The 25,534-nt window shown below is 74.4% G+C and carries 25 protein-coding genes and 1 pseudogene; 17 read left to right on the top strand and 9 right to left on the bottom strand.

The genetic code is table 11. The annotated features are described in order from the left end of the window. The first annotated feature begins 177 nt into the window (after nt 1–177). On the top strand, nt 178–585 hold the full coding sequence (locus ACZ62B_RS12275) for an ATP-binding protein (protein WP_344556331.1): 408 nt from the start codon (nt 178–180) through the stop codon (nt 583–585). Between the two features lie 37 nt (nt 586–622). On the opposite strand, the gene ACZ62B_RS12270 is transcribed toward ACZ62B_RS12275, so the two are convergent. Beyond that, nucleotides 623–1,666: a DUF2637 domain-containing protein gene (locus ACZ62B_RS12270; RefSeq protein WP_344556329.1), complete on the bottom strand. Its 1,044-nt coding sequence runs from the start codon at nt 1,664–1,666 to the stop codon at nt 623–625. A gap of 307 nt (nt 1,667–1,973) precedes the next feature. Beyond that, entirely contained in the window at nt 1,974–2,834 is an 861-nt protein-coding gene (locus ACZ62B_RS12265; RefSeq protein WP_344556327.1) for a (2Fe-2S)-binding protein, read from the bottom strand. Nucleotides 2,835–3,001: 167 nt separating this feature from the next. Between ACZ62B_RS12265 and ACZ62B_RS12260 the strand changes: the two genes are divergently transcribed. Next, the gene (locus ACZ62B_RS12260) at nt 3,002–3,856 is read left to right on the top strand and encodes a GntR family transcriptional regulator (protein ID WP_469690120.1); all 855 of its coding nucleotides are present in this window, start codon (nt 3,002–3,004) and stop codon (nt 3,854–3,856) included. 147 nt (nt 3,857–4,003) lie between these two features. Here ACZ62B_RS12260 and ACZ62B_RS12255 read toward each other — a convergent pair whose 3' ends face one another. Together ACZ62B_RS12255 and ACZ62B_RS12250 are read right to left on the bottom strand one after the other, a co-directional pair. Further along, the gene (locus ACZ62B_RS12255; RefSeq protein ID WP_344556649.1) at nt 4,004–4,765 is read right to left on the bottom strand and encodes a hypothetical protein; all 762 of its coding nucleotides are present in this window, start codon (nt 4,763–4,765) and stop codon (nt 4,004–4,006) included. Between the two features lie 160 nt (nt 4,766–4,925). Beyond that, on the bottom strand, nt 4,926–6,614 hold the full coding sequence (locus ACZ62B_RS12250) for a PucR family transcriptional regulator (RefSeq protein ID WP_344556323.1): 1,689 nt from the start codon (nt 6,612–6,614) through the stop codon (nt 4,926–4,928). A 344-nt stretch (nt 6,615–6,958) separates the two neighbouring features. Here ACZ62B_RS12250 and ACZ62B_RS12245 point away from each other — a divergent pair, with 344 nt between their 5' ends. From ACZ62B_RS12245 to ACZ62B_RS12225, 5 genes are all read left to right on the top strand, one after another. Beyond that, nucleotides 6,959–7,849 (top strand): FAD binding domain-containing protein, encoded by an 891-nt coding sequence (locus tag ACZ62B_RS12245; RefSeq protein ID WP_344556321.1) that lies wholly within the window; start codon nt 6,959–6,961, stop codon nt 7,847–7,849. Beyond that, nucleotides 7,849–8,421, top strand: coding sequence for a (2Fe-2S)-binding protein (locus tag ACZ62B_RS12240; RefSeq protein ID WP_344556319.1), 573 nt, complete (start codon nt 7,849–7,851; stop codon nt 8,419–8,421). The genes ACZ62B_RS12245 and ACZ62B_RS12240 overlap by 1 nt, the downstream gene beginning before the upstream one ends. Nucleotides 8,422–8,423: 2 nt before the next feature. Then, nucleotides 8,424–10,808, top strand: a complete 2,385-nt coding sequence (locus tag ACZ62B_RS12235) for a xanthine dehydrogenase family protein molybdopterin-binding subunit (protein ID WP_469690118.1) — start codon at nt 8,424–8,426, stop codon at nt 10,806–10,808. 405 nt (nt 10,809–11,213) lie between these two features. Further along, nucleotides 11,214–12,671, top strand: a complete 1,458-nt coding sequence (locus ACZ62B_RS12230; protein WP_469690116.1) for an NCS2 family permease — start codon at nt 11,214–11,216, stop codon at nt 12,669–12,671. Between the two features lie 50 nt (nt 12,672–12,721). Next, a complete protein-coding gene (locus ACZ62B_RS12225) occupies nt 12,722–13,873 on the top strand; it encodes an XdhC family protein (protein WP_469690115.1) in 1,152 nt (383 codons plus the stop codon). A gap of 14 nt (nt 13,874–13,887) precedes the next feature. Here the strand turns inward: ACZ62B_RS12225 and ACZ62B_RS12220 are convergent, their stop codons facing one another. Further along, nucleotides 13,888–14,328 (bottom strand): SRPBCC family protein, encoded by a 441-nt coding sequence (locus ACZ62B_RS12220; RefSeq protein ID WP_344556311.1) that lies wholly within the window; start codon nt 14,326–14,328, stop codon nt 13,888–13,890. An 83-nt stretch (nt 14,329–14,411) separates the two neighbouring features. Beyond that, nucleotides 14,412–15,167 (bottom strand): polysaccharide deacetylase family protein, encoded by a 756-nt coding sequence (locus tag ACZ62B_RS12215; protein WP_382053195.1) that lies wholly within the window; start codon nt 15,165–15,167, stop codon nt 14,412–14,414. 367 nt (nt 15,168–15,534) lie between these two features. On the opposite strand from ACZ62B_RS12215, the pseudogene ACZ62B_RS12210 reads away from it, so the two are divergent. The 9 genes and pseudogenes from ACZ62B_RS12210 to ACZ62B_RS12170 all read left to right on the top strand — a co-directional run. Next, nucleotides 15,535–15,735: pseudogene (locus tag ACZ62B_RS12210) on the top strand (carbamoyltransferase); the annotation flags it as partial. Between the two features lie 47 nt (nt 15,736–15,782). After that, nucleotides 15,783–16,787: a glycosyltransferase family 2 protein gene (locus ACZ62B_RS12205; protein ID WP_468720682.1), complete on the top strand. Its 1,005-nt coding sequence runs from the start codon at nt 15,783–15,785 to the stop codon at nt 16,785–16,787. Next, a complete protein-coding gene (locus ACZ62B_RS12200) occupies nt 16,784–17,488 on the top strand; it encodes a D-glycero-alpha-D-manno-heptose-1,7-bisphosphate 7-phosphatase (protein WP_469690113.1) in 705 nt (234 codons plus the stop codon). The genes ACZ62B_RS12205 and ACZ62B_RS12200 overlap by 4 nt, the downstream gene beginning before the upstream one ends. Next, entirely contained in the window at nt 17,485–18,480 is a 996-nt protein-coding gene (locus tag ACZ62B_RS12195; protein ID WP_382053098.1) for a glycosyltransferase family 9 protein, read from the top strand. The genes ACZ62B_RS12200 and ACZ62B_RS12195 overlap by 4 nt, the downstream gene beginning before the upstream one ends. Further along, nucleotides 18,477–19,427, top strand: a complete 951-nt coding sequence (locus ACZ62B_RS12190; RefSeq protein ID WP_469690111.1) for a glycosyltransferase — start codon at nt 18,477–18,479, stop codon at nt 19,425–19,427. The genes ACZ62B_RS12195 and ACZ62B_RS12190 overlap by 4 nt, the downstream gene beginning before the upstream one ends. Then, complete coding sequence (locus ACZ62B_RS12185; protein ID WP_469690110.1) at nt 19,424–19,606, top strand: hypothetical protein; 183 nt, start codon at nt 19,424–19,426, stop codon at nt 19,604–19,606. The genes ACZ62B_RS12190 and ACZ62B_RS12185 overlap by 4 nt, the downstream gene beginning before the upstream one ends. Further along, nucleotides 19,603–20,601, top strand: a complete 999-nt coding sequence (locus tag ACZ62B_RS12180; protein WP_468879005.1) for a glycosyltransferase family 9 protein — start codon at nt 19,603–19,605, stop codon at nt 20,599–20,601. Before ACZ62B_RS12185 ends, ACZ62B_RS12180 begins: the two co-directional genes overlap by 4 nt. Before the next feature lie 82 nt (nt 20,602–20,683). Continuing rightward, on the top strand, nt 20,684–21,559 hold the full coding sequence (locus ACZ62B_RS12175) for a glycosyltransferase family 2 protein (RefSeq protein ID WP_344556295.1): 876 nt from the start codon (nt 20,684–20,686) through the stop codon (nt 21,557–21,559). Further along, nucleotides 21,556–22,452, top strand: coding sequence for a glycosyltransferase family 2 protein (locus ACZ62B_RS12170; protein ID WP_344556293.1), 897 nt, complete (start codon nt 21,556–21,558; stop codon nt 22,450–22,452). The genes ACZ62B_RS12175 and ACZ62B_RS12170 overlap by 4 nt, the downstream gene beginning before the upstream one ends. 64 nt (nt 22,453–22,516) lie before the next feature. Here ACZ62B_RS12170 and ACZ62B_RS12165 read toward each other — a convergent pair whose 3' ends face one another. The 3 genes from ACZ62B_RS12165 to ACZ62B_RS12155 are packed head-to-tail and all read right to left on the bottom strand — an operon-like array spanning nt 22,517 to nt 24,079. Next, entirely contained in the window at nt 22,517–22,717 is a 201-nt protein-coding gene (locus ACZ62B_RS12165) for a hypothetical protein (RefSeq protein WP_201262949.1), read from the bottom strand. Between the two features lie 52 nt (nt 22,718–22,769). Continuing rightward, nucleotides 22,770–23,090, bottom strand: a complete 321-nt coding sequence (locus ACZ62B_RS12160; RefSeq protein ID WP_344556289.1) for a DUF3040 domain-containing protein — start codon at nt 23,088–23,090, stop codon at nt 22,770–22,772. A 59-nt stretch (nt 23,091–23,149) separates the two neighbouring features. Then, entirely contained in the window at nt 23,150–24,079 is a 930-nt protein-coding gene (locus ACZ62B_RS12155; RefSeq protein WP_468720758.1) for a polysaccharide pyruvyl transferase family protein, read from the bottom strand. 111 nt (nt 24,080–24,190) lie between these two features. Here ACZ62B_RS12155 and ACZ62B_RS12150 point away from each other — a divergent pair, with 111 nt between their 5' ends. Further along, nucleotides 24,191–25,285 carry a winged helix DNA-binding domain-containing protein gene (locus ACZ62B_RS12150; protein WP_468720691.1) on the top strand — a complete coding sequence of 365 codons (1,095 nt, stop codon included), beginning with the start codon at nt 24,191–24,193 and terminating at the stop codon, nt 25,283–25,285. Nucleotides 25,286–25,534 lie beyond the last annotated feature (249 nt).

Genomic DNA, 25,534 nt, shown 5'->3' with positions numbered 1-25,534 from the left:
CACGGGGGTCGGGAGGACGGCCCCGCGCGTTCGTGTGTCCATCTGCGTGGCCATCGCACTTCGGCCAACTACCGTTCGTGACCGTCCGGCATGACTGGCGCGTGGTTGACCGGGCAAGGATTCCCGTGAAGGTGTTCGAGTACAGGGGGAATCGACATCGGCACGCGGGCGGGGGCCATGAAGAGTCAGGCTTCGGCGGATCGGCTGAGGCGCACACTGGGGCGTGCGGATCTGCGGGCGGTGCCCGAGTCCCGCAGGGCACTGCGGGAACTGCTCAGGCACTGGGGGACACCGGAGCGCTCCGAGGTCGCGGAGCTGCTCACCAGCGAGCTCGTCACCAACGCGCTCGTCCACACCGGCTGTGAGGCGGTCCTCACGGTCACCGTCCGGCCCCGTGGATTACGGGTGGAGGTACGGGACTTCGTGGACCGCGCGCCCCGGCCCCGGGCACCGAGCGTCGACGACGGCACGCACGGAAGGGGCCTGGTGCTGGTCGAGTCCCTCGCCGACGGATGGGGCGTCAGGAAGCACCGGGTGGGCAAGTCCGTCTGGTTCGAACTCGACGCGGACGCGAACGCGGCCTGAAGGGTGCGGTCCGCACCCTTCAGGCCGCGTCGGGGCGTCAGCCGAACTGCTGCTCCAGGTCCTTGAGCTTGCGCTCCAGGGAGTCCAGGCGCGGCAGGGCCTGGGTGTCGTCCTCGGCGGTGAGGTCGACGGTCTTCGGGTCAGCGCCGGTGCGCACCGGCTGCAGGGAGGGACGCGCGCGGACGGGCAGGGCCTCCGGCGCCGGTATGGCAGGCTCCGCGGAGACCACGTCGGAGTCGCGCTCCACCGTGGGCGCCTCCAGTTCGCGTCCGCCGCCCCGGCCCACGAAACCGCGGTGGCCGCGGCTGATCGCCTTCAGCCGGGCCCGCTCCATACGCTGCTGGTCCCGCCTGCGCTGCTTCGCCGCCTCCTTGCGGGCCTTGTCCTCGCGCACTTCCTCGACGGCCTCGTCGAGGCTGCGCACGTTCTCCAGCAGCATCAGCGACCAGGCCCCGTACGTCTCCCGGGGGGCGCGCAGCCAGCGGACGATCCGGATCTGCGGCAACGGGCGCGGCACCAGGCCCTGTTCGCGCAGGGCGGCCCGGCGGGTCTGCTTCAGCGCGCGGTCGAACAGGACCGCCGCGGACAGGGACATGCCCGCGAAGAAGTGCGGGGCGCCCGCGTGTCCGAGGCCCCGGGGAGCGTGCACCCAGTTGAACCAGGCCGCGGCGAAGGCGAACGTCCACACCAGTATCCGCGAGCCGAGGGCCGCGTCACCGTGGCTGGCCTCGCGCACGGCGAGCACCGAGCAGAACATCGCCGCGCCGTCCAGGCCGAAGGGGACGAGGTACTGCCAGCCGCCGGACAGGCCGAGGTTCTGTTCGCCGAAGCCGACCAGGCCGTGGAAGGAGAGCGCGGCGGCCACCGCCGCACAGCAGAACAGCAGGACGTAGGAGACGGTGCCGTAGAGGGCCTCCTTGCGCCTGCGGCGTTCCTCACTGCGCTCCCACGAGTCGTCCGCGCTCGTGCTCTTGACCGAGGAGCGCTTCCCGCGCGCCAGCACCGCCACCGCCGTCAGCATGCCCAGGAGCAGCACGGCGCCCGGAAGCAGCCAGTTCAGCGATATGTCGGTCAGTCTCATCTAAGGGGTCCCTTGCATTGGGATAGGGCGTGCAACGCCCGCCATAGTGGCCCAACTCCATTGGCCCTCAGGGGGTTTCGGGGCAAGAGGCCGCCAAGGAGGTGCGAGGGGGGTGCCCAGGGCGGCGTTCTGCTCGAACTGCCGCGCGAAGGGCGGGAGTTGAGTTCGAGTGAAGACTACCCGTACGGGTGGTTCCACGGATAGTTCCCGTGGCGGGTGAGGGAATTGTGAATCCCCTGTGACCTCTGCGACCCGCCGACCGGACGATCTTACGTGCCGGGTGGGGGCTCCGGTGCCCGGCGCGGTGTCAACTCGCCTGCGCGACCAGCTCGGTGGCCCGCTTCCCGGCCCCTCCGGCGGCGCAGGTGCGCGGGCAGGTGGCGCAGATGTCCGCGGGGCGCAGGGTGTAGAACATGCAGCAGCTCACCCGGTCCCGGGTGACGGGCGCCGGCTCCCCGTCGGGCCCGGTCGGCCGGCGGAAGGCCGCCGCGCCGACGTACGGCTTGGTCGCGCCCGGCAGCAGCAGCTCCAGCTCCCGCAGTCCCCGCTCCTCCTCGCCGAGCAGCTGGGAGACGTACCGCAGGCTCTCGACGATCTCGTCGGTCGCCATGCCCCACAGGGCCCGGCCGCGACGCCGCATCCGGGGGCCGAAACCGGCCAGCACGGGTTCGAGGTGCTGGGCGACCGCCTCGCGCACCTCCGCCCGCAGCGCCTCCTCGTCGGGCACCACGCGGGCGCCGGGCAGCGCGGCGGCGGGGTCGCCGGGCAGGCAGGCGAAGCCGTCGGGCCGTACGGCCATGCGGCCGATGGCGAGGCCGGCGGCGGTACGGTCGAACGAGACGTGCGTCACGGGGTAGTACGGCACGCGGCGGTGCAGGAACCACGGCACGGTGATCAGCAGGCAGGCGGGCCAGGCGTAGCGGTGCAGACCGAAGCTGGCGATCACGTCCGGGCGGCCCCGCTGCCCGTAGTCCCGCAGCACCTGGGTGTCGTCCCAGGCGAGGAAACGCTCCTGCTCGGACCCGCCCTCGGCGAGACCGGACGCGGCGACCCAGCCGCCGCCCGTGGGTGCCGCCTCGCCGGTGCCGAGTTCGGTGACGGCCAGGGCGGGGAGGACCTCCGCCAGGCGGGCGTAGGCGTCCGCGACGGCCGAACCGGGCACGGGCATGGGACCACCCCTTCACGTCTCGAGGAGCAGGGCAATAAAGGTAAGGCTCACCTTACCGAACATTGTCGCGATGTGAACCGGCGCCCCTGTGCGCTTAAGGTGCTTGACGGACAGGTGACAACCCGCCGTAATGACCTCAAGTACCGAAACGTCCGCAGGAGGACCTTGTGAAGCAGGGCACGCAGGGGTCCGCCGTGACGGAGGACGCGGTGACCGGGCCGGCCGCCGTGGGGCGGTTCCGGATTCCCGTCCAGCCGGCGGCGCAGGGTGCGGAGCCCGAGTGCGACCGGGGCGACCGGCGTGACCGGCCGGGCTGCGGCGAGGGGGGTGCCGAGGGGGGTGCCGCGCGTGGTGAGCACACGCACGGCGAGACCGCCCTTCCGCGGCCCAGGGCCGCCGTCCAGCGGTCCTCCGTGCGCGGGCAGGTCCTGGACGCCCTGCGCACCGCGCTGGTGACGGGTGACCTGCGGCCCGGTGAGGTGTACTCGGCCCCGGTGCTGGCGGAGCGGTTCGGGGTCTCCGCGACGCCGGTGCGGGAGGCGATGCAGCAGCTCACGCTGGAGGGCGCGGTCGAGGTCGTCCCCAACCGGGGGTTCCGGGTCGTCGAGCGGGGGGCGCGGGAGCTGGCCGAGCTCGCCGAGATCCGGGCGTTGATCGAGGTGCCGGTGATGATGCGGCTGGCGCGGACGGTGTCCGCCGAGCGGTGGGCCGAGCTGCGGCCGCTCGCGGAGGGGACGGTGCGGGCGGCGTCGTCCGGGTGCCGGGCCACGTACGCGGAGGCCGATCGGGCCTTTCACCGGGCGGTGCTCGGGCTCGCGGGCAACGAGCAGTTGGTCCGTATCGCCGAGGATCTGCACCGGCGTGCGCAGTGGCCCCTGGTGGGGGGTGCTCCCGGTGGCCGCGGGCGGGCGGAGCTGGTGGCCGACGCCCATGAGCACACGGCGCTGCTGGACGCGTTGATCGCGGGGGATTTCGATGTGGTGCGCTCGTTGGTGGGGGAGCATTTCAACGGGGCGGGGTGAGGGGGCCGGGTTTTCCGCCCCCGCCGCCCTTTCCCGTCCCATCCCGGGGGCTCCGCCCCCGGACCCCCGCTCCTCAAACGCCGGAGGGGCTGATTCAGCCCGTCCGGGGGCGCAGCCCCCGGGGAAGGGGCGGCGGGGGCGGCATCCCTACGCCGTCGCCGCCCCCGGCGGTGCCAGCTGGTGGGCGAGCCACGTGGGGACGCCTCCCAGGAGACGGAAGAGGCGGCGGGCCTCCTCGCGGAGCCGGCTGGCCTCCGGTTCGGTCTCCGTGTCGGCGAGGGAGACCAGGGCCGGGGCCGTACCGACGAGGTAACCCAACTCCTCGCGGATGCGCAGGGATTCGGCGAAGCCGTGCCGTGCCTCCGCCAACTCGCCCTCACGCAGGGCCAGTCCGGCCAGATGGCGCCAAGTCGCCGACAGCAGCAGCGGATCGGCGTGCGCGGTGGCGCCCGCGTGGGCGCGGCGGTACGCGGCCCGTGCCGCCTGCGGCGACCGGGTGAGGTTCTCGGCGATCAGCCCGCGCCGGAAGTCCAGCAGCGCCCGCCCCACCGCCCCCGGAGCGATCAGCGCCGCCGCCCGGCCGAGCGCGGCCCGCGCCTCGTCCGCCCGGTCGCGCACGGCGAACAGGGTGGCGGCGTAGGCCAAGTACCCGCGTTCACAAGCGGCCGCCCCCCGCTCGTCGTCCGTGTGCGCCAGCGCCTCGGCCGTACGCAGCGCGTCCTCGGCCTCCCCCCACCCCGCCTCGGTGTACAGACACCGCTCCACCAGCAGCGACGCCCGCTGCAGCGCGGTGTCGGGGCCGGCGGGTTCGAGCAGGGCGGCGGCGTCGGCCCAGCAGGCACGGGAGCGCAATCGCCACACCGCCGTCTGGAGGGGATCGTCATCGGCGGTCGTTCCGTCACCGGACATGGCGGTATGCGCCACGTTGCCCTCCCCGAGCACGCCATCGAGCTGTTGAGTGGTGGCCGCATCTCAGCACGAACCACCGGGCCCGGCCAAGAGGGTGGGTGAAGGATTTCACAAAGTCCCGGATCACGGGCCCGAATCGCGGGCCCGGGTCCGGACGGGTTCAGCTCATCCGCAGCGCGAGGAAGAAGTCCAGCTTGTCCTCCAGCCGGGACAGGTCACGGCCCGTCAGCTGTTCGATGCGGCCGACGCGGTAGCGCAGCGTGTTGACGTGCAGATGGAGACGGGAGGCGCAGCGGGTCCAGGAACCGTCGCAGTCGAGGAACGCCTCCAGGGTGGGGATCAGCTCGGCGCGGTGCCGGCGGTCGTAGTCCCGCAGCGGATCGAGGAGACGGGCGGTGAAGGCACGCCGTACGTCGTCGGGGACGAAGGGCAGCAGCAGGACGTGCGAGGCCAGCTCCTGGTGGCCGGCCGCGCAGACCCGGCCCTGGCGGGCCGCGGCCACGCGCCGGGCGTGCCGTGCCTCCTCCAGCGCCCCGCGCAGCCCCTCCGCCGAGTGCACGGCGGCGGAGACGCCGAGGGTGAGCCGGCCGTCGCCGTCGAGCCCGGCCGTGAGCGGGTCGCGCACGGCCGCGAGGAGCGCGTCGGCGAGGACGCCGGTACCGGGGCCGTCGTGCTCGCCGGTCACCGAGGGCAGCGGTACGAGGGCGATCGCCTCGTCGCCGGTGTGGGCCACCGCGATGCGGTCGGAGTGCTCGGGTCCCGTCGCCGCCGGGTCGACCAGGATCTCCTCCAGCAGCGCCTGGGTCACCGGCCCGCCGTCGGCCTCCCCGCCGTCCCAGTCGACGCGGGCCACCACGACCTGCCAGTGCGGCGCGGTCCCCAGACCGGGCAGCAGCACCGGCGCGGCCACCCGCAGCCGTGCCGCGATCTCGGCGGGCGCGGCGCCCGTCTGCACCAGCTCCAGCACCTCCTGCGCGAGCCGCCGCCGCACCGTGCGCGCCGCGTCCCTGCGATCCCGCTCGACGGCGATCAGCTGGGTGACGCCGTGCAGCAGGTCCAGCCGCTCCCCGGCCCAGTCCCCGGCGTCCGCCTCGACCGCCAGCACCCAGTCCGACAGCACCGTCTCGCGCACGTCGCGCGGCGTCGGCGCGGAGCGCCCGCTGCCGCGCACCGGGAAGAGGCTGTACGTCGTCTGGCCCAGCGTGACCCGGTGCGGGCCGGGCCGGCCGGTGCGGGCGGCCGCCAGCTGCTCCGCGGCGAGCCGTGCGCACACGTCGGCGGGCAGCGCCGGTTCCGCCTCCCGCGACCCGGCGGCCTTGGAGCCCGCGATCAGCCGGCCGGTGGGCGACAGCAGCCAGGCCCGCAGGTCCAGGTCGGAACCGAGCAGGTCCAGTACGACATCGGGGCCGCCGCCCGCCGGACCGGAGGTCATCATCCGCCGGTGCCGGTCCACCACGGCCGCCAGGTCCCCGGCGCGCTCGCCGGACACCTGCCGCACGACGTGCTCGGTGATGGTCGCGAACGCCACCGACTCGTGCACCTCGAACAAGGGAAGCCGGTGCCGCGCACAGGCCACGACCAGGTCGTCCGGGACGTAGCCGAACTCCGCCGTACCGGCCGCGACGGCGGCCACCCCGGCCTGCGCCAGGCTCCGTACGAACGGCTCGGAGTCCGCCGCGTCCCGGCGCCAGGCCAGGCCCGTGAGCACCAGTTCCCCGCCGGAGAGATAGCGGCTGGGGTCCCTCAGGTCGGTGGTCATCACCCCGCGCACACCGCGTTCCAGCTCGTCCTCGCCGCCGAGCAGCTTCAGGCCCAGCGCGTCGGTGTCCAGCAGTGCGCGCAGCCGCATTCTCGTCTCCGTCGTTTCTTGTCTCGATAGCTGTGGTGGACCATGGAGGGGTCTTCCGGAGAGGGCCCGTCGGGTGGCCGATCAGCGGTGTCGGCCGTGTCCTGGACCGTGTCCCCTGTTTCCGGAGGAAGGTGGGGAGGCTACAGAGGACCTCCGTTCATACGAATCTACAAGATGCCCTCGCTGGCCAGCCAACTCCTTCATGGTTTCCGTGACTGACCCCCGCGGAGGACCCGGCGGTGTACTGGCCGCACTCCGAGTGAACCGCACGAAGACGAGCCGGGCCCGCCGCACACGGATTGGCTCAATCTGTACGCCCCACGAGACGAAGAAGAGAGCCGGTCATGGACTTCCTTCGCCCCGCCAGCTGGGAGGAGGCGCTCGCCGCGAAGGCCGAGCACCCCGCCGCTGTGCCGATTGCGGGTGGCACCGACGTGATGGTCGAGATCAACTTCGACCACCGCCGGCCCGAGTACCTGATGGACCTGAACCGCGTCGGCGACCTGTACGAGTGGGAGGTCGGCGAGGACAGCGTACGGCTCGGCGCCTCCGTCCCGTACTCGAAGATCATGGAGCACCTGCGCACCGAGCTGCCGGGCCTCGCCCTCGCCTCCCACACGGTCGCCTCCCCGCAGATCCGCAACCGCGGCGGCGTCGGCGGCAACCTCGGCACCGCCTCCCCGGCCGGCGACGCCCACCCGGCGCTGCTCGCCGCCGGCGCCGAGGTCGAGGTGGAGTCGGTGCGCGGGTCGCGCCGCATCCCCATCGACGCGTTCTACACCGGCGTGAAGCGCAACGCGCTGGCGCCCGACGAGCTGATCCGCGCCGTCCACGTCAAGAAGGCCGAAGGACCCCAGCAGTACTCCAAGGTCGGCACCCGCAACGCCATGGTCATCGCCGTGTGCGCCTTCGGCCTCGCCCTGCACCCCGGGACGCGGACGGTGCGTACGGGAATCGGTTCGGCCGCTCCCACCCCCGTCCGGGCGCGGGCCGCCGAGGAGTTCCTGAACGCGGCGCTGGAGGAGGGCGGCTTCTGGGACAACGGGAAGATCATCACCCCCTCCGTCGCCAAGCGGTTCGCCGACCTGTGCGCCGGCGCCTGCAACCCGATCGACGACGTGCGCGGCACCGCGGGCTACCGCCGTCACGCGGTCGGTGTCATGGCCCGCCGCACCCTGACCTGGACCTGGGAGTCGTACCGCGGCGCCCGCCGCATCACGGAGGGAGCCGCGTAATGCGCATCGACTTCACCGTCAACGGACGCCCCCAGGAGGCCGACGACGTCTGGGAGGGCGAGTCCCTGCTGTACGTGCTGCGCGAGCGGCTCGGCCTGCCCGGTTCCAAGAACGCCTGCGAGCAGGGCGAGTGCGGATCGTGCACCGTCCGGCTCGACGGCGTGCCCGTGTGCTCCTGCCTCGTCGCCGCCGGTCAGGTCCAGGGCCGCGAGGTCGTCACCGTGGAGGGCCTGGCGGACTTCGCCGAGCAGCGCTCCTGCGGCACCGGCACCCGCGGCACCTCGCTGGACGAGGCCAAGGGGTGGCAGGCCGAGGGCACCGACTCGCGGACCGGCGAGGGCGGCGGACTCTCCCCGATCCAGCAGGCGTTCATCGACGCCGGCGCCGTCCAGTGCGGCTTCTGCACACCGGGTCTGCTGGTCGCCGCCGACGAGATGCTGGAGCGCAACCCCGACCCGACCGACGCGGACATCCGCGAGGCCCTGTCGGGCAACCTGTGCCGCTGCACCGGCTACGAGAAGATCATGGACGCGGTCCGCCTGGCCGCCGCCCGCCAGTCCGAGGGGGTCTGAGCATGCCGACGAACGGGATTCCCACCAAGATCACGCAGGGCTCGGGCACCAAGGGCGGCATCGGCGAGTCCACCCTCCGCCCGGACGGCACCCTCAAGGTCACCGGCGAGTTCGCGTACTCCTCCGACATGTGGCACGAGGACATGTTGTGGGGCCACATCCTGCGCTCCACCGTCGCCCACGCCGAGATCGTGTCGATCGACACCGGTGAGGCCCTCGCCACCCCCGGTGTTCATGCCGTGATGACGTACGACGACCTGCCGACCGATGTGAGGAACTACGGTCTGGAGATCCAGGACACCCCCGTCCTCGCGCACGGAAAGGTCCGCCACCACGGCGAACCGGTCGCGATCGTCGCCGCCGACCACCCGGAGACCGCCCGCCGCGCCGCCGCCAAGATCAAGGTCGACTACCGCGACCTCCCCGTCATCACCGACGAGGCCTCCGCCACCGCGTCCGACGCGGTCCTCGTCCACGAGAACCGCCACGACCACCACAGCGGCCACGTCCCGCACCCCAACATCGTCCACCGCCAGCCCATCGTGCGCGGCGACGTGGACGCGGCCCGGCGCCGCGCGGACGTGATCGTCGAGGGCGAGTACACCTTCGGCATGCAGGACCAGGCCTTCCTCGGCCCCGAGTCCGGCCTCGCCGTGCCCGAGGAGGACGGCGGCGTCCACCTCTACATCGCCACCCAGTGGCTCCACTCCGACCTGCGCCAGATCGCGCCCGTGCTCGGCCTGCCCGAGGACAAGGTGCGGATGACCCTGGCCGGCGTCGGCGGCGCGTTCGGCGGACGCGAGGACCTGTCCATGCAGATCCACGCCTGCCTGCTCGCCCTGCGCACCGGCAAGCCCGTCAAGATCGTCTACAACCGCTTCGAGTCCTTCTTCGGCCATGTCCACCGCCACCCGGCCAAGCTGTTCTACGAGCACGGCGCCACGGCGGACGGCAGGCTGACCCACGTCAAGTGCCGCATCGTCCTCGACGGCGGCGCGTACGCCTCCGCCTCCCCGGCCGTGGTCGGCAACGCCTCCTCGCTCGGCGTCGGCCCGTACGTCGTCGACGACGTCGACATCGAGGCCATCGCCCTCTACACCAACAACCCGCCCTGCGGCGCCATGCGCGGCTTCGGCGCGGTGCAGGCGTGCTTCGCGTACGAGGCGCAGATGGACAAGCTGGCGGCACGGCTCGGCATCGACCCGGTGGAGCTGCGGCAGCGCAACGCCATGGAGCAGGGCACGCTCATGCCCACCGGGCAGCCCGTCGACTCCCCGGCGCCGGTCGCCGAACTCCTGCGCCGCGTCAAGGCGATGCCCATGCCGCCGGAGCGCCAGTGGGAGTCCAGCGAGGGCGCCGACGTGCGCCAGCTCCCGGGCGGCCTGTCCAACACCACCCACGGCGAAGGCGTCGTACGCGGTGTCGGCTACGCGGTCGGCATCAAGAACGTCGGCTTCTCCGAGGGCTTCGACGACTACTCCACCGCGCGGGTGCGGATGGAGGTGGTCGGCGGGGAGCCGGTCGCCACCGTGCACACCGCGATGGCGGAGGTCGGCCAGGGCGGTGTCACCGTCCACGCGCAGATCGCCCGCACCGAGCTGGGCGTCGGCCAGGTGACCATCCACCCGGCGAACACGCAGGTGGGCTCGGCGGGTTCGACCTCCGCCTCCCGGCAGACGTACGTCACCGGCGGCGCGGTCAAGAACGCCTGCGAGCTGGTCCGCGAGAAGGTGCTGGAACTCGGCCGGCGCAGGTTCGGCTCGTACCACCCGGCCTGGGCCACCGCCGAACTCCTGCTGGAGGGCGGCAAGGTCGTCACCGACGGCGGCGAAGTCCTCGCCGACCTGGTGGACGTCCTCGGCGACGAGGCCGTCGAGGTCGAGGAGGAGTGGCGGCACCGGCCGACCGAGCCCTTCGATCTGCGCACCGGCCAGGGCAACGGCCACGTCCAGTACTCCTTCGCCGCGCACCGCGCCGTCGTCGAGGTCGACACCGAACTCGGCCTGGTGAAGGTCGTCGAACTGGCCTGCGCGCAGGACGTCGGCAAGGCCCTCAACCCGCTGTCCGCCATCGGCCAGATCCAGGGCGGCACCACCCAGGGCCTGGGCGTGGCGGTCATGGAGGAGATCGTCGTCGACCCGAAGACCGCGAAGGTACGCAACCCGTCCTTCACGGACTACCTCATCCCCACCATCCTCGACACCCCGACCATCCCCGTCGACGTCCTGGAACTCGCCGACGACCACGCCCCCTACGGCCTGCGCGGCATCGGCGAGGCCCCCACCCTGTCCTCGACCCCCGCGGTCCTGGCGGCCGTCCGCGACGCCACGGGCCTGGAACTCGACAGGACCCCGGTACGCCCGGAACACCTCACCGGGACCGCGTAGAGGCCGAGGCCCGCCGCAACAGGCGGGCACGTGCCGACACCGCGCGCCGCTGCGGGCAGTGTGCGGCACATCGCAACACCCCCCGCCGCTGCGGGCGGTCGTGCCTCCCCCAGTGCCTTAAGGGCCTGGGGGGGGACCCCCAGCGGCACGGGTGGGCGATGGGGGTCCCCCCGCTCGAGCGAAGCCGAGAGTGGGGGAGGCACCCCACGCCGGGCAGGCGACCCACCCCACGGTCACCCCACCCCGATCACCCTCAGCGCCGGGCAGGCGACCCCACCCCACGGTCACCCCCGGCGCCGTACACCTTGTTCGTCTCGGGCCGTCCCCCGGGTCGTGCACCTCCCCAAATCCCGCGCACTTCGCCGAAGGCACGGGTGCCCCTATGAACCTTGGGAGCAGGCCCACATGACCCAGCAATCAATCGAGCCGGCGACGACCGCCGACGACGCGGGCACGGGAACCCGCGTCCCGGCCGGCCGTTCCTGGCTCGACCGGTACTTCCACATCACCCACAGAGGATCCACCGTCGCCCGTGAAGTACGCGGCGGCGTCACCACCTTCATGGCGATGGCGTACATCCTCCTCCTCAACCCCCTGATCCTCTCCGGCCAGGACGCCGCCGGGAACACCCTCGGCCGCACCGCCCTGATCACGGCGACCGCCTTCGCCGCCGCCCTCACCACGCTCCTGATGGGCTTCTTCGGCAAGGTGCCGCTCGCCCTCGCCGCCGGCCTCTCCGTCTCCGGCGTGCTCGCCTCGCAGGTCGCGCCCGTGATGACCTGGCCGCAGGCCATGGGCATGTGCGTGATGTACGGCGTGGTCATCATGCTGCTGGTGGTCACCGGCCTACGTGAGATGATCATGAACGCGATACCGCTCGCGCTCAAGCACGCGATCACCATGGGCATCGGCCTGTTCGTCGCCCTGATCGGCTTCTACAAGGCCGGCTTCGTGCACCAGGGCGAGGCGACCCCGGTCGTCCTCGGTCCGGCGGGCGAACTGGCCGGCTGGCCGGTGCTCCTGTTCGCCGTCACCCTCCTCGCCGTCTTCATGCTCCAGGCGCGCGGCGTCCCCGGCGCCATCCTGATCGGCATCGTCGGCGGCACCGTACTCGCCGTCGTGCTCAACGCGTTCGGGGTCATCGACCCGGAGCAGTGGGCGAGCGGCGCCCCCGAACTGCACGGCAGCGCGGTCTCGACGCCCGACTTCTCGGTCTTCGGGGACGTCGAGTTCGGCGGCTGGGGCGAGGTCGGCGCGATGACGGTCGGCATGATCGTGTTCACGCTCGTCCTCGCCGGCTTCTTCGACGCGATGGCGACGATCATCGGCGTCGGCACCGAGGCGAAGCTCGCCGACGACAAGGGCCGGATGCCGGGCCTGTCCAAGGCGCTGTTCATCGACGGCGCCGGCGGCGCGATCGGCGGTGTCTCCGGGGCCTCCGGGCAGACGGTGTTCGTCGAGTCGGCGACCGGCGTCGGCGAGGGGGCCCGTACCGGTCTGTCCTCCGTCGTCACCGGGCTCTTCTTCGCCGCCTGCCTGTTCTTCACCCCGCTGACGGCGATCGTGCCGGGCGAGGTCGCCGCCGCCGCGCTGGTGGTGATCGGCGCGATGATGATGATGAACGCCCGCCATGTCGACTGGGCCGACCGCGCCACCGCGATCCCGGTGTTCCTGACGGTGGTGATCATGCCGTTCACCTACTCCATCACGGCGGGTGTCGCGGCCGGGGTCATCTCGTACGTCGCGATCAAGACCGCCCAGGGGAAGGCGCGGGAGACCGGGGCCTTCATGTGGGGCCTGACGCTGATCTTCGTCGTCTACTTCGCCCTCGCCCCGATCGAGAGCTGGCTGGGCGTGCGCTAGCCGCCGTTCGCGGGAACCCGTCACACAACCGCAGTCGAGGAGAGCGAGAGATGCTGGACGTCGCCGAGGAACTGAACCGGTGGGTCGGGCAGGGCCGTGACTTCGTGGTGGCCACCGTGGTGGCGGTCGGCGGCAGCGCGCCCCGCCGGCCCGGAGCCGCGCTCGCGGTGGACGCCGACGGCACGGCGATCGGCTCGGTCTCGGGCGGTTGCGTGGAGGGCGCGGTGTACGAGCTGTGCGAGCGGGCGCTGAGGGACGGCGACACCGTCCTGGAGCGCTTCGGCTACAGCGACGAGGACGCCTTCGCCGTGGGTCTGACCTGCGGCGGGGTCATCGACATCATGGTCACACCGGTGCGGGCGGCGGACCCCGCCCGCCCGGTGCTCGCGTCCGCGCTGGCCGCCGCCGCGCGCGGGGAGGCGGTGGCGGTGGCGCGGATCGTGAGCGGCCCGGCGGAGCTGCTGGGCCGCGCGCTGACGGTCCGCCCGGACGGCTCGTACGAGGGCGGCTTCGGCGACCGTCCGGAACTGGACCGCACGGTGGCCGCCGAGGCGGGCGCCCTCCTGGACGCCGGCCGCACCGGCACCCTGGAGGTGGGAGAGCAGGGCTCGCGTTGCGGAGCACCGCTCACACTTCTGGTCGAGTCCTCCGTCCCCCCGCCCCGGATGATCGTCTTCGGCGCGATCGACTTCGCCGCGGCGCTGGTCCGGGTGGGCAAGTTCCTCGGCCACCACGTCACGGTGTGCGACGCACGCCCCGTCTTCGCCACGAAGGCCCGCTTCCCCGAGGCCGACGAGATCGTCGTCGAGTGGCCGCACACGTACCTGGAGCGCACGCCCGTCGACGCCCGCACGGTGCTGTGCGTCCTGACGCACGACGCGAAGTTCGACGTACCGCTGCTGAAGCTGGCGCTGCGGCTGCCGGTGGCGTACGTCGGCGCCATGGGCTCCCGCCGCACCCACCTGGACCGCAACGCGCGCCTGCGCGAGGTCGGCGTGACCGACCTCGAACTGGCCCGCCTCCGGTCACCGATCGGCCTGGACCTGGGCGCCCGCACCCCGGAGGAGACGGCCCTGTCCATCGCGGCGGAGATCGTCGCCGACCGGCGCGGCGGCAGCGGAGTGTCCCTCACCGGGGCGCACACCCCGATCCACCACGACGGCGCGTCCGGACCGGCGGGCCGGATCGGGTCGGTGGCCTGAGCGTCCCGGAGCCGTCAGGCCTGCCGCAGCAGCCGGTTCACCGCCCGCCCGAACACCCGGCGGCCCGCCCGTGCCAGGACCGCCTCGAAGGCGGAGGGCAGGAAGCGGACGCCGATGTCCTCCCGCCACACCACCCGCGCCCGGCCGCCCGGACCGGGCCGTACCTCGATCTCCGCCCAGCCGGTGACGACCCGGCCGCGCTTCTCCAGGCGGCAGAACCCCGGGGAGCCGTCCCGCGGGGGCCGCCACACCGTCACGTCCATCGGGTCGTCGAAGGAGAGCGGGCCGAGGCCCGTGCGGGCGACGATCCTCGTGCCCTCGCCGGTGGGCGGGGGAGTGGTCACCGTCGTCCGGGTCAGCGGGACCGCCTCCCCGTGGCGGGGCCACGTCGTGAGTCGGCGCCAGGCCTCGTCGGGGGACAGGGGCGCCGTGCGCTGGAGCTGGAAGGTGGCCACGGGGGGATCCTAGGGAATCCGGCCCGCCCGTCGGCGCGTCCGGGTGCGGGTCACCCGCCCGGCCCAGTCCCGGCGCTCCGGTACTACCGGTACACCTCGCCCGGCTCCGCCTTCCCCGGGGCGAGGAGCTGGGGGACCGTGACGAACACATAGCCCCGCTTCTTCAGTTCGGCGATGATGCCGGGGACGGCCGGGACCGTGCCGTCGTAAAGGTCGTGGAGCAGGATGATGCCGTCGCGTGAGGCCTTGGCGAGGACGCGGCGGGTGATGAGGTCGGAGTCGGTCGTCGTGTAGTCCTTCGCGGTGACGCTCCACAGCACCTCCGCCAGGCCCAGCTCGCGGCTGATCTCGTGCACCGTGTCGTCGGTGCGGCCCTGCGGCGGGCGCATGAGGGTGGGACGGCGGCCCGTGAGGCGTTCTATCTCCTGGTCGGTGCGCTCGAGTTCCTCGCGTATCTCGTCCGGTTCCAGCTCCGTCAGACGGCGGTGGGTCCAGGTGTGGTTGGCCACCTCGTGCCCCTCGTCGGCCATCCGCCGGACCAGCTCCGGGTACCGCTCGACGTGCCGCCTGCCCAGCAGGAAGAAGGTCGCCGGGACCTGCTCCTCCTTCAGGATGTCCAGCAGCCGCGCGGAGTGCTCGCTCGGCCCGGCGTCGAAGGTCAGCGCGATGCACTTGACCTCGCGGCAGTCGACGGTGCCGAAACGGGCCTGGACGTCGGTGGCGCGGACGGCGCTGGGGGCGGTCGTCTCCAGTCGCGTACAGCCGGTCAGCGCCGACGCCAGGGCCGTGGCCGCGATCACGGCCGCGGTCGCCCGGAACGCGGTCCCCGGTCTTTTCATCTTCCTGGTCAGAGAAGGCATGGCCGGACTGTACACATCGTCTATACACGGTATGTATAGTCCGTTTCGCGTGCCCTCACGCAGGGACGCGGGGGAGTGTGAGAGTCGTCACCGGGCCACCCGCGCCGACACGGACGACGAGGGCGAGGGCCCCGGACTCGCCGTCGGCCGGTTCTCGCGGCCCGTGGCCGCCTGAGCCGCCTCACCCGTCCCGGCCCGCGCGGTTGCCCGCCACCCGGCGCCGGTGCATACAGGTGTGTACCCGTGCGGAACGGTTCGAGTTGTCTCCATGTGTTTGAGACAACTGCGAGTGCGGCACCCGCACCCCCGCAGTACTCGCTCTTCGCAGGGACGGAGCACCCTCCACATGCGCATCCCCGGTATCGACGCCCTGTTCCACGACCCCGCCGCCGCGCTGCTCGCCGACGGCCGGACGGTGGCGGCGGCCGAGGAGGAGCGCCTCAGCCGGCGCGGGCCCGGCGAACGCCCGCTGCCCTTCTCCGCCTGGGAACCGCCCGGGCGGTCCGCGCGCCGGTGCCCGGAACGGGTGGGGCCGAGCCCCGTCGACCCGCTCGCGACCGGGCCCCACGCGGTGCGCGGGAGGAGGGCGTCCGGATGACGTCGTACGCCGTCGTGGTCCCCACCCTGCTGCGGGACACCCTCGCCGACTGCCTCGCCGCGCTGGCCGCGGCGCGCGGGCCGCGGCCCGACGAGATCGTCCTCGTCGACGACCGGCCCGACCCCGACCCCGCGCCCGACGCGCTCGCCCACGCGCTGACCGTCCTCGGCGACCTGCGCGAACGCACCACCACCGTCGCCACCGGCGGCCGGGGGCCCGCCGCCGCGCGCAACACCGGGCTGCGCGCCGTCACCACGCCCTGGGTCGCCTTCCTCGACGACGACGTCCAGGTGGGGCCGCACTGGTGCGCGCAGCTCGTCCAGGACATCGAGGAGGCGACCCCCGACACCGCCGGCGTCCAGGGCGTCATCACCGTCCCGCTGCCCGGCGAACGCCGCCCCACCGACTGGGAACGCGGCACCGCCGGACTCACCCGGGCCCGCTGGATCACCGCCGACATGGCCTACCGCACCGAGGCCCTCGTGGAGGTCGGCGGCTTCGACGAACGCTTCCCCCGCGCCTTCCGCGAGGACGCCGACCTCGCGCTGCGCCTCCTCGACGCCGGCTGGCGCATCCGCAAGGGCCGCCGCACCACGCTGCACCCGGTGCGCTCCGCCTCCCGCTGGGCGTCGGTGGGGCAGCAGCGCGGCAACGCCGACGACGCCCTGATGCGGCACCTGCACGGCCCCGACTGGTGGGACAAGGCGGTCGCGCCGCGCGGCCGGATCCGCCGGCACGCCGCGATCACCGCCGCCGGTGCCGCCGCCTGCGCCCTCGCCGCCACCGGACACCGCCGGGCGGCCACCGTCTGCGCGCTCGGCTGGGCCGCCGGAACCGCCGAGTTCGCCCGCGCCCGCATCGTGCCGGGGCCGCGCACCCGCGACGAGGTGACGACCATGCTGGCCACCAGCGTCGTCATCCCGCCCGCCGCGACCTGGCACCGGCTGGCCGGGGCCTGGCGCCACCGCAACGCCCCGGCCTGGCAGGAGGTGGCCCGATGAGCCCGGTGAAGGCGGTGCTGTTCGACCGCGACGGCACGCTGGTCCACGACGTCCCCTACAACGCCGACCCCGGCCTGGTACGGCCCGTCGACGGCGCCCGCGCCGCGCTCGACGCGCTGCGCGCACGCGGCATCCGCACCGGCGTCGTCACCAACCAGTCCGGCATCGCGCGCGGACTGCTCACCGAGGCCGACGCCCGCCGCGTCAACCGGCGCGTCGAGGAACTCCTCGGCCCCTTCGACGTCTGGGCCATGTGCCCGCACGGCCCCGACGACGGCTGCCACTGCCGCAAACCCCGGCCGGGCATGATCCTCTGGGCCGCCGGCCGCATCTGCACGGACCCGGCCGACTGCGTCGTCATCGGCGACATCGGCGCCGACGTGGAGGCCGCGCACCGCGCCGGCGCCCACGCCATCCTCGTCCCCACCCCGCGAACCCGCCCCGAGGAAACCTCCGCGGCCCCCCACGTGGCCCCGGACCTCCCGACAGCGGTACACCTGCTCCTGAACACCCCGCCGTGGGACGAACCCGCGGTCTTCCCACCACCCACCCGCCCGGCCGAGCAACCGCCGCCGGGGAGCACGGGCCCGGACGAGGCCGGCACCACAGCCCGCACCCCCGCCGCCGGGGCGGACGCCGAAGGCCGCCCGGCCGGCCCCGCTTCCGGCGCGGAGCGCCCTCTGCGGGGGAGGTCCGTGTGAAAGCCCTCGTCACCCGGCTCGACAGCTTCGGCGACGTGCTGCTCGCCGGGCCCGCCGTGCGGGCCGTCGCCGCCCGGGCCGACACCGTGACCCTGCTGTGCGGGCCGCACGGGGCGCCCGCCGCGCGGCTGCTGCCCGGTGTGGACGAGGTGCTCGTCTGGGACTCGCCGTGGACCGGGTTCCAGCCGCCCGAGGTCAGCCGGGAGGAGATCGACGGCATCGTCGACGCCGTCGACGCCGACAGCGCGCTGATCCTCACCTCCTTCCACCAGTCCCCGCTGCCCACCGCCCTGCTGCTGCGGCTGGCCGGCGTCCGCTTCATCGCCGCCGACAGCGAGGACCACCCCGGCTCCCTCCTCGACGTACGCCACCACCGCGCCCCCCACGCCCACGAGGCCGAGGCCGCGCTCGAACTCGCCGAGGCCGCCGGTTTCCCCCGGGTCGACGACGGACGGCTGCGGGTGCTCCCGCCGCCCCCGGCCGGCGCGCTGACCGGCTTCGGGGAAGGGGAGTACGTCGTCGTCCACCCGGGCGCCAGCGTGCCCGCCCGCGCCTGGAGCCCCGGCCGCTGCGCGCAGGCGGTGCGCGAACTCGCCGCCGCCGGACGCCGGGTGGTCGTCACCGGCGGCGCGGGGGAACGGGACCTGACCGCGTACGTCGCCGGCGGCCGGGCCGTCGACCTCGGCGGCCGTACCGGAGCCGCCGAACTCGCCGGCGTGCTCGCCGGGGCCGCCTGCGTGGTCACCGGCAACACCGGCCCCGCCCATCTCGCCGCCGCCGTCGACACCCCGGTGGTGTCCCTGTTCGCGCCGGTCGTCCCCGCCGAGCGCTGGCGGCCGTACGGGGTGCCGTACGTGCTGCTCGGCGACCAGGACGCGCCCTGCGCCGGGACCCGCGCCCGGCGCTGCCCCGTACCCGGCCATCCCTGCCTGGACACCGTGACCGCGCTCGACGTCGTCGCGGCGGTCGACAAGCTCGTGGAGGTGACATGAGGATCCTGCTGTGGCATGTGCACGGGTCGTGGACCACGGCCTTCGTGCGGGGCCCGCACACCTACGTCGTCCCCGTCACCCCGGACCGCGGGCCCGACGGACTCGGCCGCGCCCGCACCTTCGACTGGCCCGACTCGGTCGTCGAGGTGCCCCCGGAGCGCCTGCGCGAGGAGGACGTCGACGTCGTCGTCCTGCAACGGCCCCACGAACTCGCCCTGGTGGACCAGTGGCTGGGCCGCCGGCCGCCGCTGGTCTACCTCGAACACAACGCCCCGCACGGCGACGTGCCCGACACCCGCCACCCCGCCGCGGACATCCCCGGCGTCACCCTCGTCCACGTCACCCACTTCAACCGCCTGATGTGGGACGCGGGGGACACCCCCGCCACCGTCGTCGAACACGGGATCGTCGACCCCGGACCGCTGTGGACCGGTGAACTCCCGCACGCCGCGGTCGTCGTCAACGAACCGGTGCGGCGCGGCCGTACCACCGGCACCGACCTGCTGCCGGCCTTCGCCGACGCCGCCCCCCTCGACGTCTTCGGCATGCGGACCGAGGGCCTCGCCGGCCACCTCGGCCTGCCCCCCGACCGCTGCCGCTCGTACGAACTGACGCAGGCGGAACTGCACGAGGCGCTGGCCCGCCGCCGGGTCTACGTCCACCCCGTGCGCTGGACCTCCCTCGGCCTGTCCCTGCTGGAGGCGATGCACCTCGGCATGCCCGTCGTCGCCCTCGCCACCACCGAGGTCACCGAGGCCGTACCGCCCGGCGCCGGTGTGGTGTCCAACCGCGTCGACGTACTGACCGACGCCGTACGGGACTTCGTCGCCGACCCGGCGCACGCCCGCCGCACCGGTGAGCGCGCCCGCGCGGCGGCGCTCGCCCGCTACGGGCTGCCCCGCTTCCTGGACGACTGGGAGCGGCTGCTGAAGGAGGCGACCCGATGAGGATCGCCGTGGTGTCCGAACACGCGAGCCCGCTCGCCGCACCCGGCGGCGCCGTCGCCGTCCTCGACGAGGACACCCCCGAACGCCTCCCGTCCGGCCCGCGCCCCGACCTCCGGGGCAAGGGCGGCGACCACGCCGCCACCGGCCTGCCGACCCGCGCCGCGAAGGCCCCGCGATGAAGGGGACGCGCGCGCAGACGCGCGCACAGCGGCCACGGGTCCTGGTCCTGCGGGCCCTCGGGCTCGGCGACCTGCTCGCCGGGGTTCCCGCGCTGCGGGCGCTGCGGCGGGGGTTCCCCGGGCACGAACTCGTGCTGGCCGCGCCCGCCGCACTCGCCCCGGTCGCCGAGGCCACGGGAGCGGTGGACCGGCTGCTGCCCGCCGCCGCGCCCGGACGGGCCGTACCCCGCACCCTCGACTGGACCGGCCCGCCCCCGGACGTCGCCGTGGACCTGCACGGCAACGGACCGCCCAGCCACCGCCTGCTGCAGAACCTGCGCCCCCTGCGGCTGCTGGCGTTCGCGCACCCGCAGACCCCGGAGATCGAGGGCCCACCCTGGTACGCGGACGAACACGAACGGGACCGCTGGTGCCGGCTGCTCCGCTCGTACGGCATCGACGCCGACCCCGCCGACCTGCTGCTGCCCCGCCCGCACGCCGCGTCCCCCGCCCCCGGCGCCGTCGTCCTGCACCCCGGCGCGGGAGCGCCCGCGCGGTGCTGGCCCGTGGAGCGGTACGCGACCGTTGCCGGGGCCCTGCGCGAGCGCGGGCTGCGGGTGGTGGTCACCGGGGGAGCGGACGAGGACGACCTGGTGGCGCGGCTCGCCAAGGAGGCCGGGCTGCCCGACACCGACGTCTTCGCCGGCGGCCCGCCCTTCGACCGGCTCTCCGCGCTCGTCGCCGGCGCCCGCGCCGTCGTCAGCGGCGACACCGGCATCGCCCACCTGGCGGTCGCCCACGCCACCCCGACGGTCACCCTCTTCGGCCCCGTCCCGCCCACCCGGTGGGGCCCACCCGAACACCCCCGCCACCTCCCCCTGTGGCACGGCCCGGAGGGCGACCCCCACGGCCGGCACCCCGACCCGGCCCTCCTCCGCATCACCCCCGCCGAGGTCCTGCACGCCCTCGGCCGACTGCCCGCCGACCGGCCCCCGGCACGGGGGGCCACACCATGACCGTCCCGCCCGCGGACCGCGGACGGGTGCCGCCGGGGACCGTCCCCGGTGCGGGGCCGGCCGGCGGAAGGGAGTACGCACCATGACCGATCACCCGCGGCTCGGCGTCGTCATCGCCACCCGTGACCGCTGCGAGCGGCTCGCCGTCACCCTCCGGCAGCTGCGCTCCCTGCCCGAGCGGCCCGAGATCCTCGTCGCCGACAACGCCTCCACCGACGGCACCCGCGCCATGATCGCCCGGGACTTCCCCGAGGTGCGGGTGCTGGCGCTGCCCGTCAACCACGGCGCTCTCGCCCGCAACCACGGGGCCCGCGCCCTCGACACCCCGTACGTGGCGTTCAGCGACGACGACTCCTGGTGGGCGCCCGGCGCCCTCGGCCGGGCGGCCGAGCTGTTCGACGCCCACCCACGGCTCGGCCTGATCGCCGCCCGCACCCTCGTCGGCCCGGCCGCCGCCCCCGACCCGCTCAACGACGTCCTCGCCGGCTCCCCCCTCGGCCCGGCCTCCGATCTCCCCGGCACCCAGGTGCTCGGCTTCCTCGCCTGCGGTGCCGTCGTCCGCCGGCACGCCTACCTCGACGCGGGCGGCTTCCACCGGCTGCTGTTCTTCGGCGGCGAGGAGACCCTGCTCGCCTACGACCTGGCCGCACGCGGCTGGGGCGTCACCCACTGCCCCGACGTCGTCGCCCACCACCACCCGGCCCCCGCCGCCCGCCCCCGCCGCCCGGCGCTCCAGCGCCGCAACGCGGTCCTGACCGCCTGGCTGCGCCGCCCCGTCCCGTACGCCCTCGCCCGCACCGGGGCCCTCGCGGCCGAGGCGCGCGGCGACGACCAGGCCCGGCGCGCCCTGCGGGAGACCCTCACCCGCCTGCCGGCGGCCCTGCGCGAGCGCAGGCCGCTGCCCCCGCACGTGGAACGGGCCGCCCGCCTGCTGGAGCCGGAGAGGACGACCGTATGACCGACCCCCGTACGACCGTCGTCGTCATCACCCACAACCGGCGCCCCGAACTGCTGCGCACCCTCGCCGAACTCGCCGCCCTCCCCGAGGAACCGCCGGTGACCGTCACCGACAACGGCTCCACCGACGGCACCGCGGAGGCCGTCGCCCGCCGTCACCCGGACGTCCGCCTGCTGCGCCCCGGCCGCAACCTCGGCGCCGTCGGCCGCAATCTCGCCGTACGGGACGTCCGTACGCCGTACGTCGCCTTCTGCGACGACGACTCCTGGTGGTCGCCCGGCTCCCTCGCCGGTGCCGCCGACCTGCTCGACCGGCATCCCGCGCTCGGCTCGGTCACGGCGCGGATCATCGTCGAACCGGACGGCACCGACGACCCGATCGTCCGTGAACTGCGCGAATCGCCCGTCCCCGGCCCGCCCTGGCTGCCCGGCCCGGCCCTCGGCTCCTTCCTGGCCGCCGCGACCGTCCTGCGCACCGACGCCTTCCGCACCGCGGGCGGCTTCAACCCGCGCCTCTGGCTCGGCGGCGAGGAGGAGCTGCTGGCCGCCGACCTGGCGGCCGACGGCTGGTGGCTCACCTACGCCGATCACCTGACGATCCACCACCAGGCGTCGGCCGTGCGGGACGCCACCCTGCGCCGGATGCACGGCATCCGCAACACCCTGTGGTTCACCTGGCTGCGCCGCCCGGCCCGCCCCGCCCTGCGCCGCACCCTGAACCTGGCCCGCACCGTCCCCCGCGACACCGCCTCCCTGCGCGCCTTCGCCGAGGCCGCCGCCGCCCTGCCCTGGGTCCTGCGCGAACGCAGGGTCCTGCCGTACGAGGTCGAGTCCCGCCTACGCCTCCTGGAACCCGCCCAACGCACCTCCACGGCCCGCCGCTACACCGGCTGAGCCGCACCGCACGCACCGGGGCCCGCCCACCACCGAAGGCGGGCGGGCCCCGATGCGCGTGGGCTCAGTCCGTGCTCCCCGGGCGTTCGCCCTTGGGGCCGCGGCCGCGGTCCGTGCGGGGGCCGCGGCTGCGCAGGCCCTCGCCCTCCTGCAGTTCCTCGTTGGCGGCCGTGTTGGCGTCCTGGTCGGAGACTCCGGAGTCCTCGGCGTCCTTGCGGAGCCGGGCCCGGCGGGTGTCGTACTTCTTGCTTCCGGGTTCGGGCACGACCATCACCTCCTGCCGCGCCGGGTCCCCGCCGCCCTCGGAGGGCAAACGCTCAGCCGCCGGACCACCGGCACAGCAGCCGGAACACCGCGAAGAGCGTGGGCGGCCACACCGCCGCGAACGCCCAGATCGCCCACGGCGCCGAGGTGACGACGCCGGTCACCAGCAGCGCGACGGACACCGCGAGCAGGAACGCCACGGTCCGGCCGCGTGGACGGCAGGACGTGATCCGCGCGAGCAGGCGCGTCACGTCGGGTCCCCGGCGGACCCGGAGCGTGCGCAGCCGCCGGGCCAGGCGACGGTCGCGGCTGAGCGCCCGCTCGATCTCGTCGAGGATGTGCTGTTCGTGATCAGGGAGCCGACCGATGGACACCGTCTCTCCTCCGACGACCGCGAGGACAAGGACGTCCGGGTGCCCGGGAGCCGCCCGGCCTAACCGGCGCCGGCGCGCGACGCCAGCACCTCCACCAGCCGGTCCGCCCCGTCCGGCACCCGCCCCTCGCGGAACGCGTCGCGCACCTGCCGGGCGGCCACCCGGCCCGAGGTCAGACACCAGTCCCACCACCGCTCCAGCCGACGCGCGTCCACCTGCTCGGCGGCGAGCAGCGCGGGCCAGCCGCAGGCCCTGGCCTGCGCGGTCACCTTGGCGCCGCCGGCCACCGGGTCCACCGCCAGCACCGGAGTGCCGACCCGCAGCGCCAGCACCAGTCCGTGCAGCCGGTCGGTGACGACCAGGTCGAGCCGGGCCAGCACCGACTGCACCTGCGCCGGCGTCGCGCTCAGATGCCAGTCACGGGTGTCCAGCCGGGTCTCCAGCTCCAGCCGGGCACAGTCCTTCCCGGCCAGCCAGCGCGTCACCTGCTCCGCGACCTGCCCGTGCCGCCGCTGCTCCCCGTACTCCTGCTGCCCGTGGGTGAGGACCACCCCGACCACGGGCCGCGCGGGCACCGCCGGGGCGCGGGCCGCCAGGTCCTCGGACGGCGCGCTGCCGGGGGCGTCCCGCGCCAGCACGCGGTGGAAGCCGGTCACGGCCGCGTCGCCCGGGTCGATCACCGACGTCCCCACGGCGATCCGCACACAGTGCGCGAAGCGCCGGTGCAGCTCCTCCACCTGCGGCCCGTGCAGCGGCCCGCACACGAACACCAGGTGCGAGTAGTCGCCGGGCCGTACGTCGTCGAAGTGCAGCGCCGCCGGCCGGAACCCGGGGCTCCATACGACGTCGTACGCCATCCCGGCGCCCCGCAGCACCTCCTCCACGCGGCGCAGCGCCAGCACGTCCCCGGCGGTCGCCTCCCCGTCGCGGAAGCTGAACCACCCGGTCAGCAGGACCCTTCGCGGTCCTGATCGCTCTCGTCCGTACACAGTGCGCACCGAGTGCCCCGCTCCGGCGGAAGGCAATCAGCACCGCACGCCGGCGGCCATCGCGGACAGAAGCGGACAGGATCTGACCGCGATGACCGCTAGCGTGCGGGTATGACGACGACGAAGCAGGTCCTCGGCACACGGGCGCTGAACCGGGCCACCCTCGCACGGCAACTGCTGCTGCACCGCTCACCGATGTCCGCCGAGGACGCGGTCGGGCATCTCGTCGGTCTCCAGGCGCAGAACGTCAAGCCGCCCTACTACGCGCTCGCCGCCCGCCTCGACGGCTTCACGCCCGAGGCGCTGTCCGGGCCGATGGCCGACCGCGCGGTCGCCCGCATCGTCACCATGCGCTCGACCATCCACACCCACACCGCCCGCGACTGCCTCACCCTGCGGCCCCTGGTGCAGCCCGCCCGCGACCGCGAGCTGAACCAGTTCCGCAAGGGGCTCACGGGCGTCGACCTGGACCGGCTCGCCGTCCTCGCCCGGGAACTCGTCGAGGCCGAACCGCGCACCATGAAGCAGTTGCGCGAGGCCCTGCTGAAGGAGTGGCCCGACGCCGACCCGCAGTCCCTCTCCGTCGCCGCCCGCTGCAAGCTCCCCCTGGTGCAGATCACCCCGCGCGGACTGTGGGGCCGCAGCGGCCAGGTCACGCTCACCACCGCCGAGCACTGGCTGGGCAGGCCCGCCGAGCCGGCGCCGGCGCCGGACGCCACCGTGCTGCGCTACCTCGCCGCCTTCGGACCGGCCTCCGTGAAGGACATGCAGACCTGGGCCGGACTGACCAGGCTGCGCGAGGCCTTCGAACGCCTCCGCCCGGACCTCGTCACCTTCCGCGACGAAGCCGGCGTCGAGCTCTTCGACCTCCCGGACGCGCCCCGCCCCGGTCCGGACACCCCCGCCCCGCCCCGCTTCCTGCCCGAGTTCGACAACCTGCTCCTCTCCCACGCCGACCGCACCCGCGTCGTACCGCCCGAGTACCGGGGCCGCCACTGGCAGGGCAACATCGCCTACCGCACCCTCCTCGTCGACGGGTTCCTGGCGGGGCTGTGGCGACTGGACGAACACGCCCTCGTCGTCGAACCGTTCGGCCGGCTCGACGGGCGGCGGCGGGAGGAGGTCGTCGCGGAGGGGGAGCGGATGCTCCGCGTGATGCACCCGGGGACGGCGTACGACATCCGCTTCGGGACCGTACGGGAGTGAACGCGGGTGTGGAGAGGGGGCGTTGCGGGCTGCTCGTGGAAGCTCGCAACGCCCCCTGGTCTGCCGCCCGAGGGGTACTCAGGAATTCATGGGGTGTCCCGGGCGTCCCTCACCCGTCGGCCCGTGCCGTGGCCGTCCCGGTGGACGGGCGGGAGGACGGGAGGACAGCGGCGCCGACGGCGGCGGCCTTCTTGGCGCGGGTGGGCCCGGACATGGGTCTCCTCACGGGACGGCCGGTGGGGGTCGCAC

The organism is Streptomyces sp. NPDC053426 (assembly GCF_055585405.1).
Note: the sequence above shows the minus strand (reverse complement) of the source record. Positions and strands in the feature narration are given on the sequence as shown.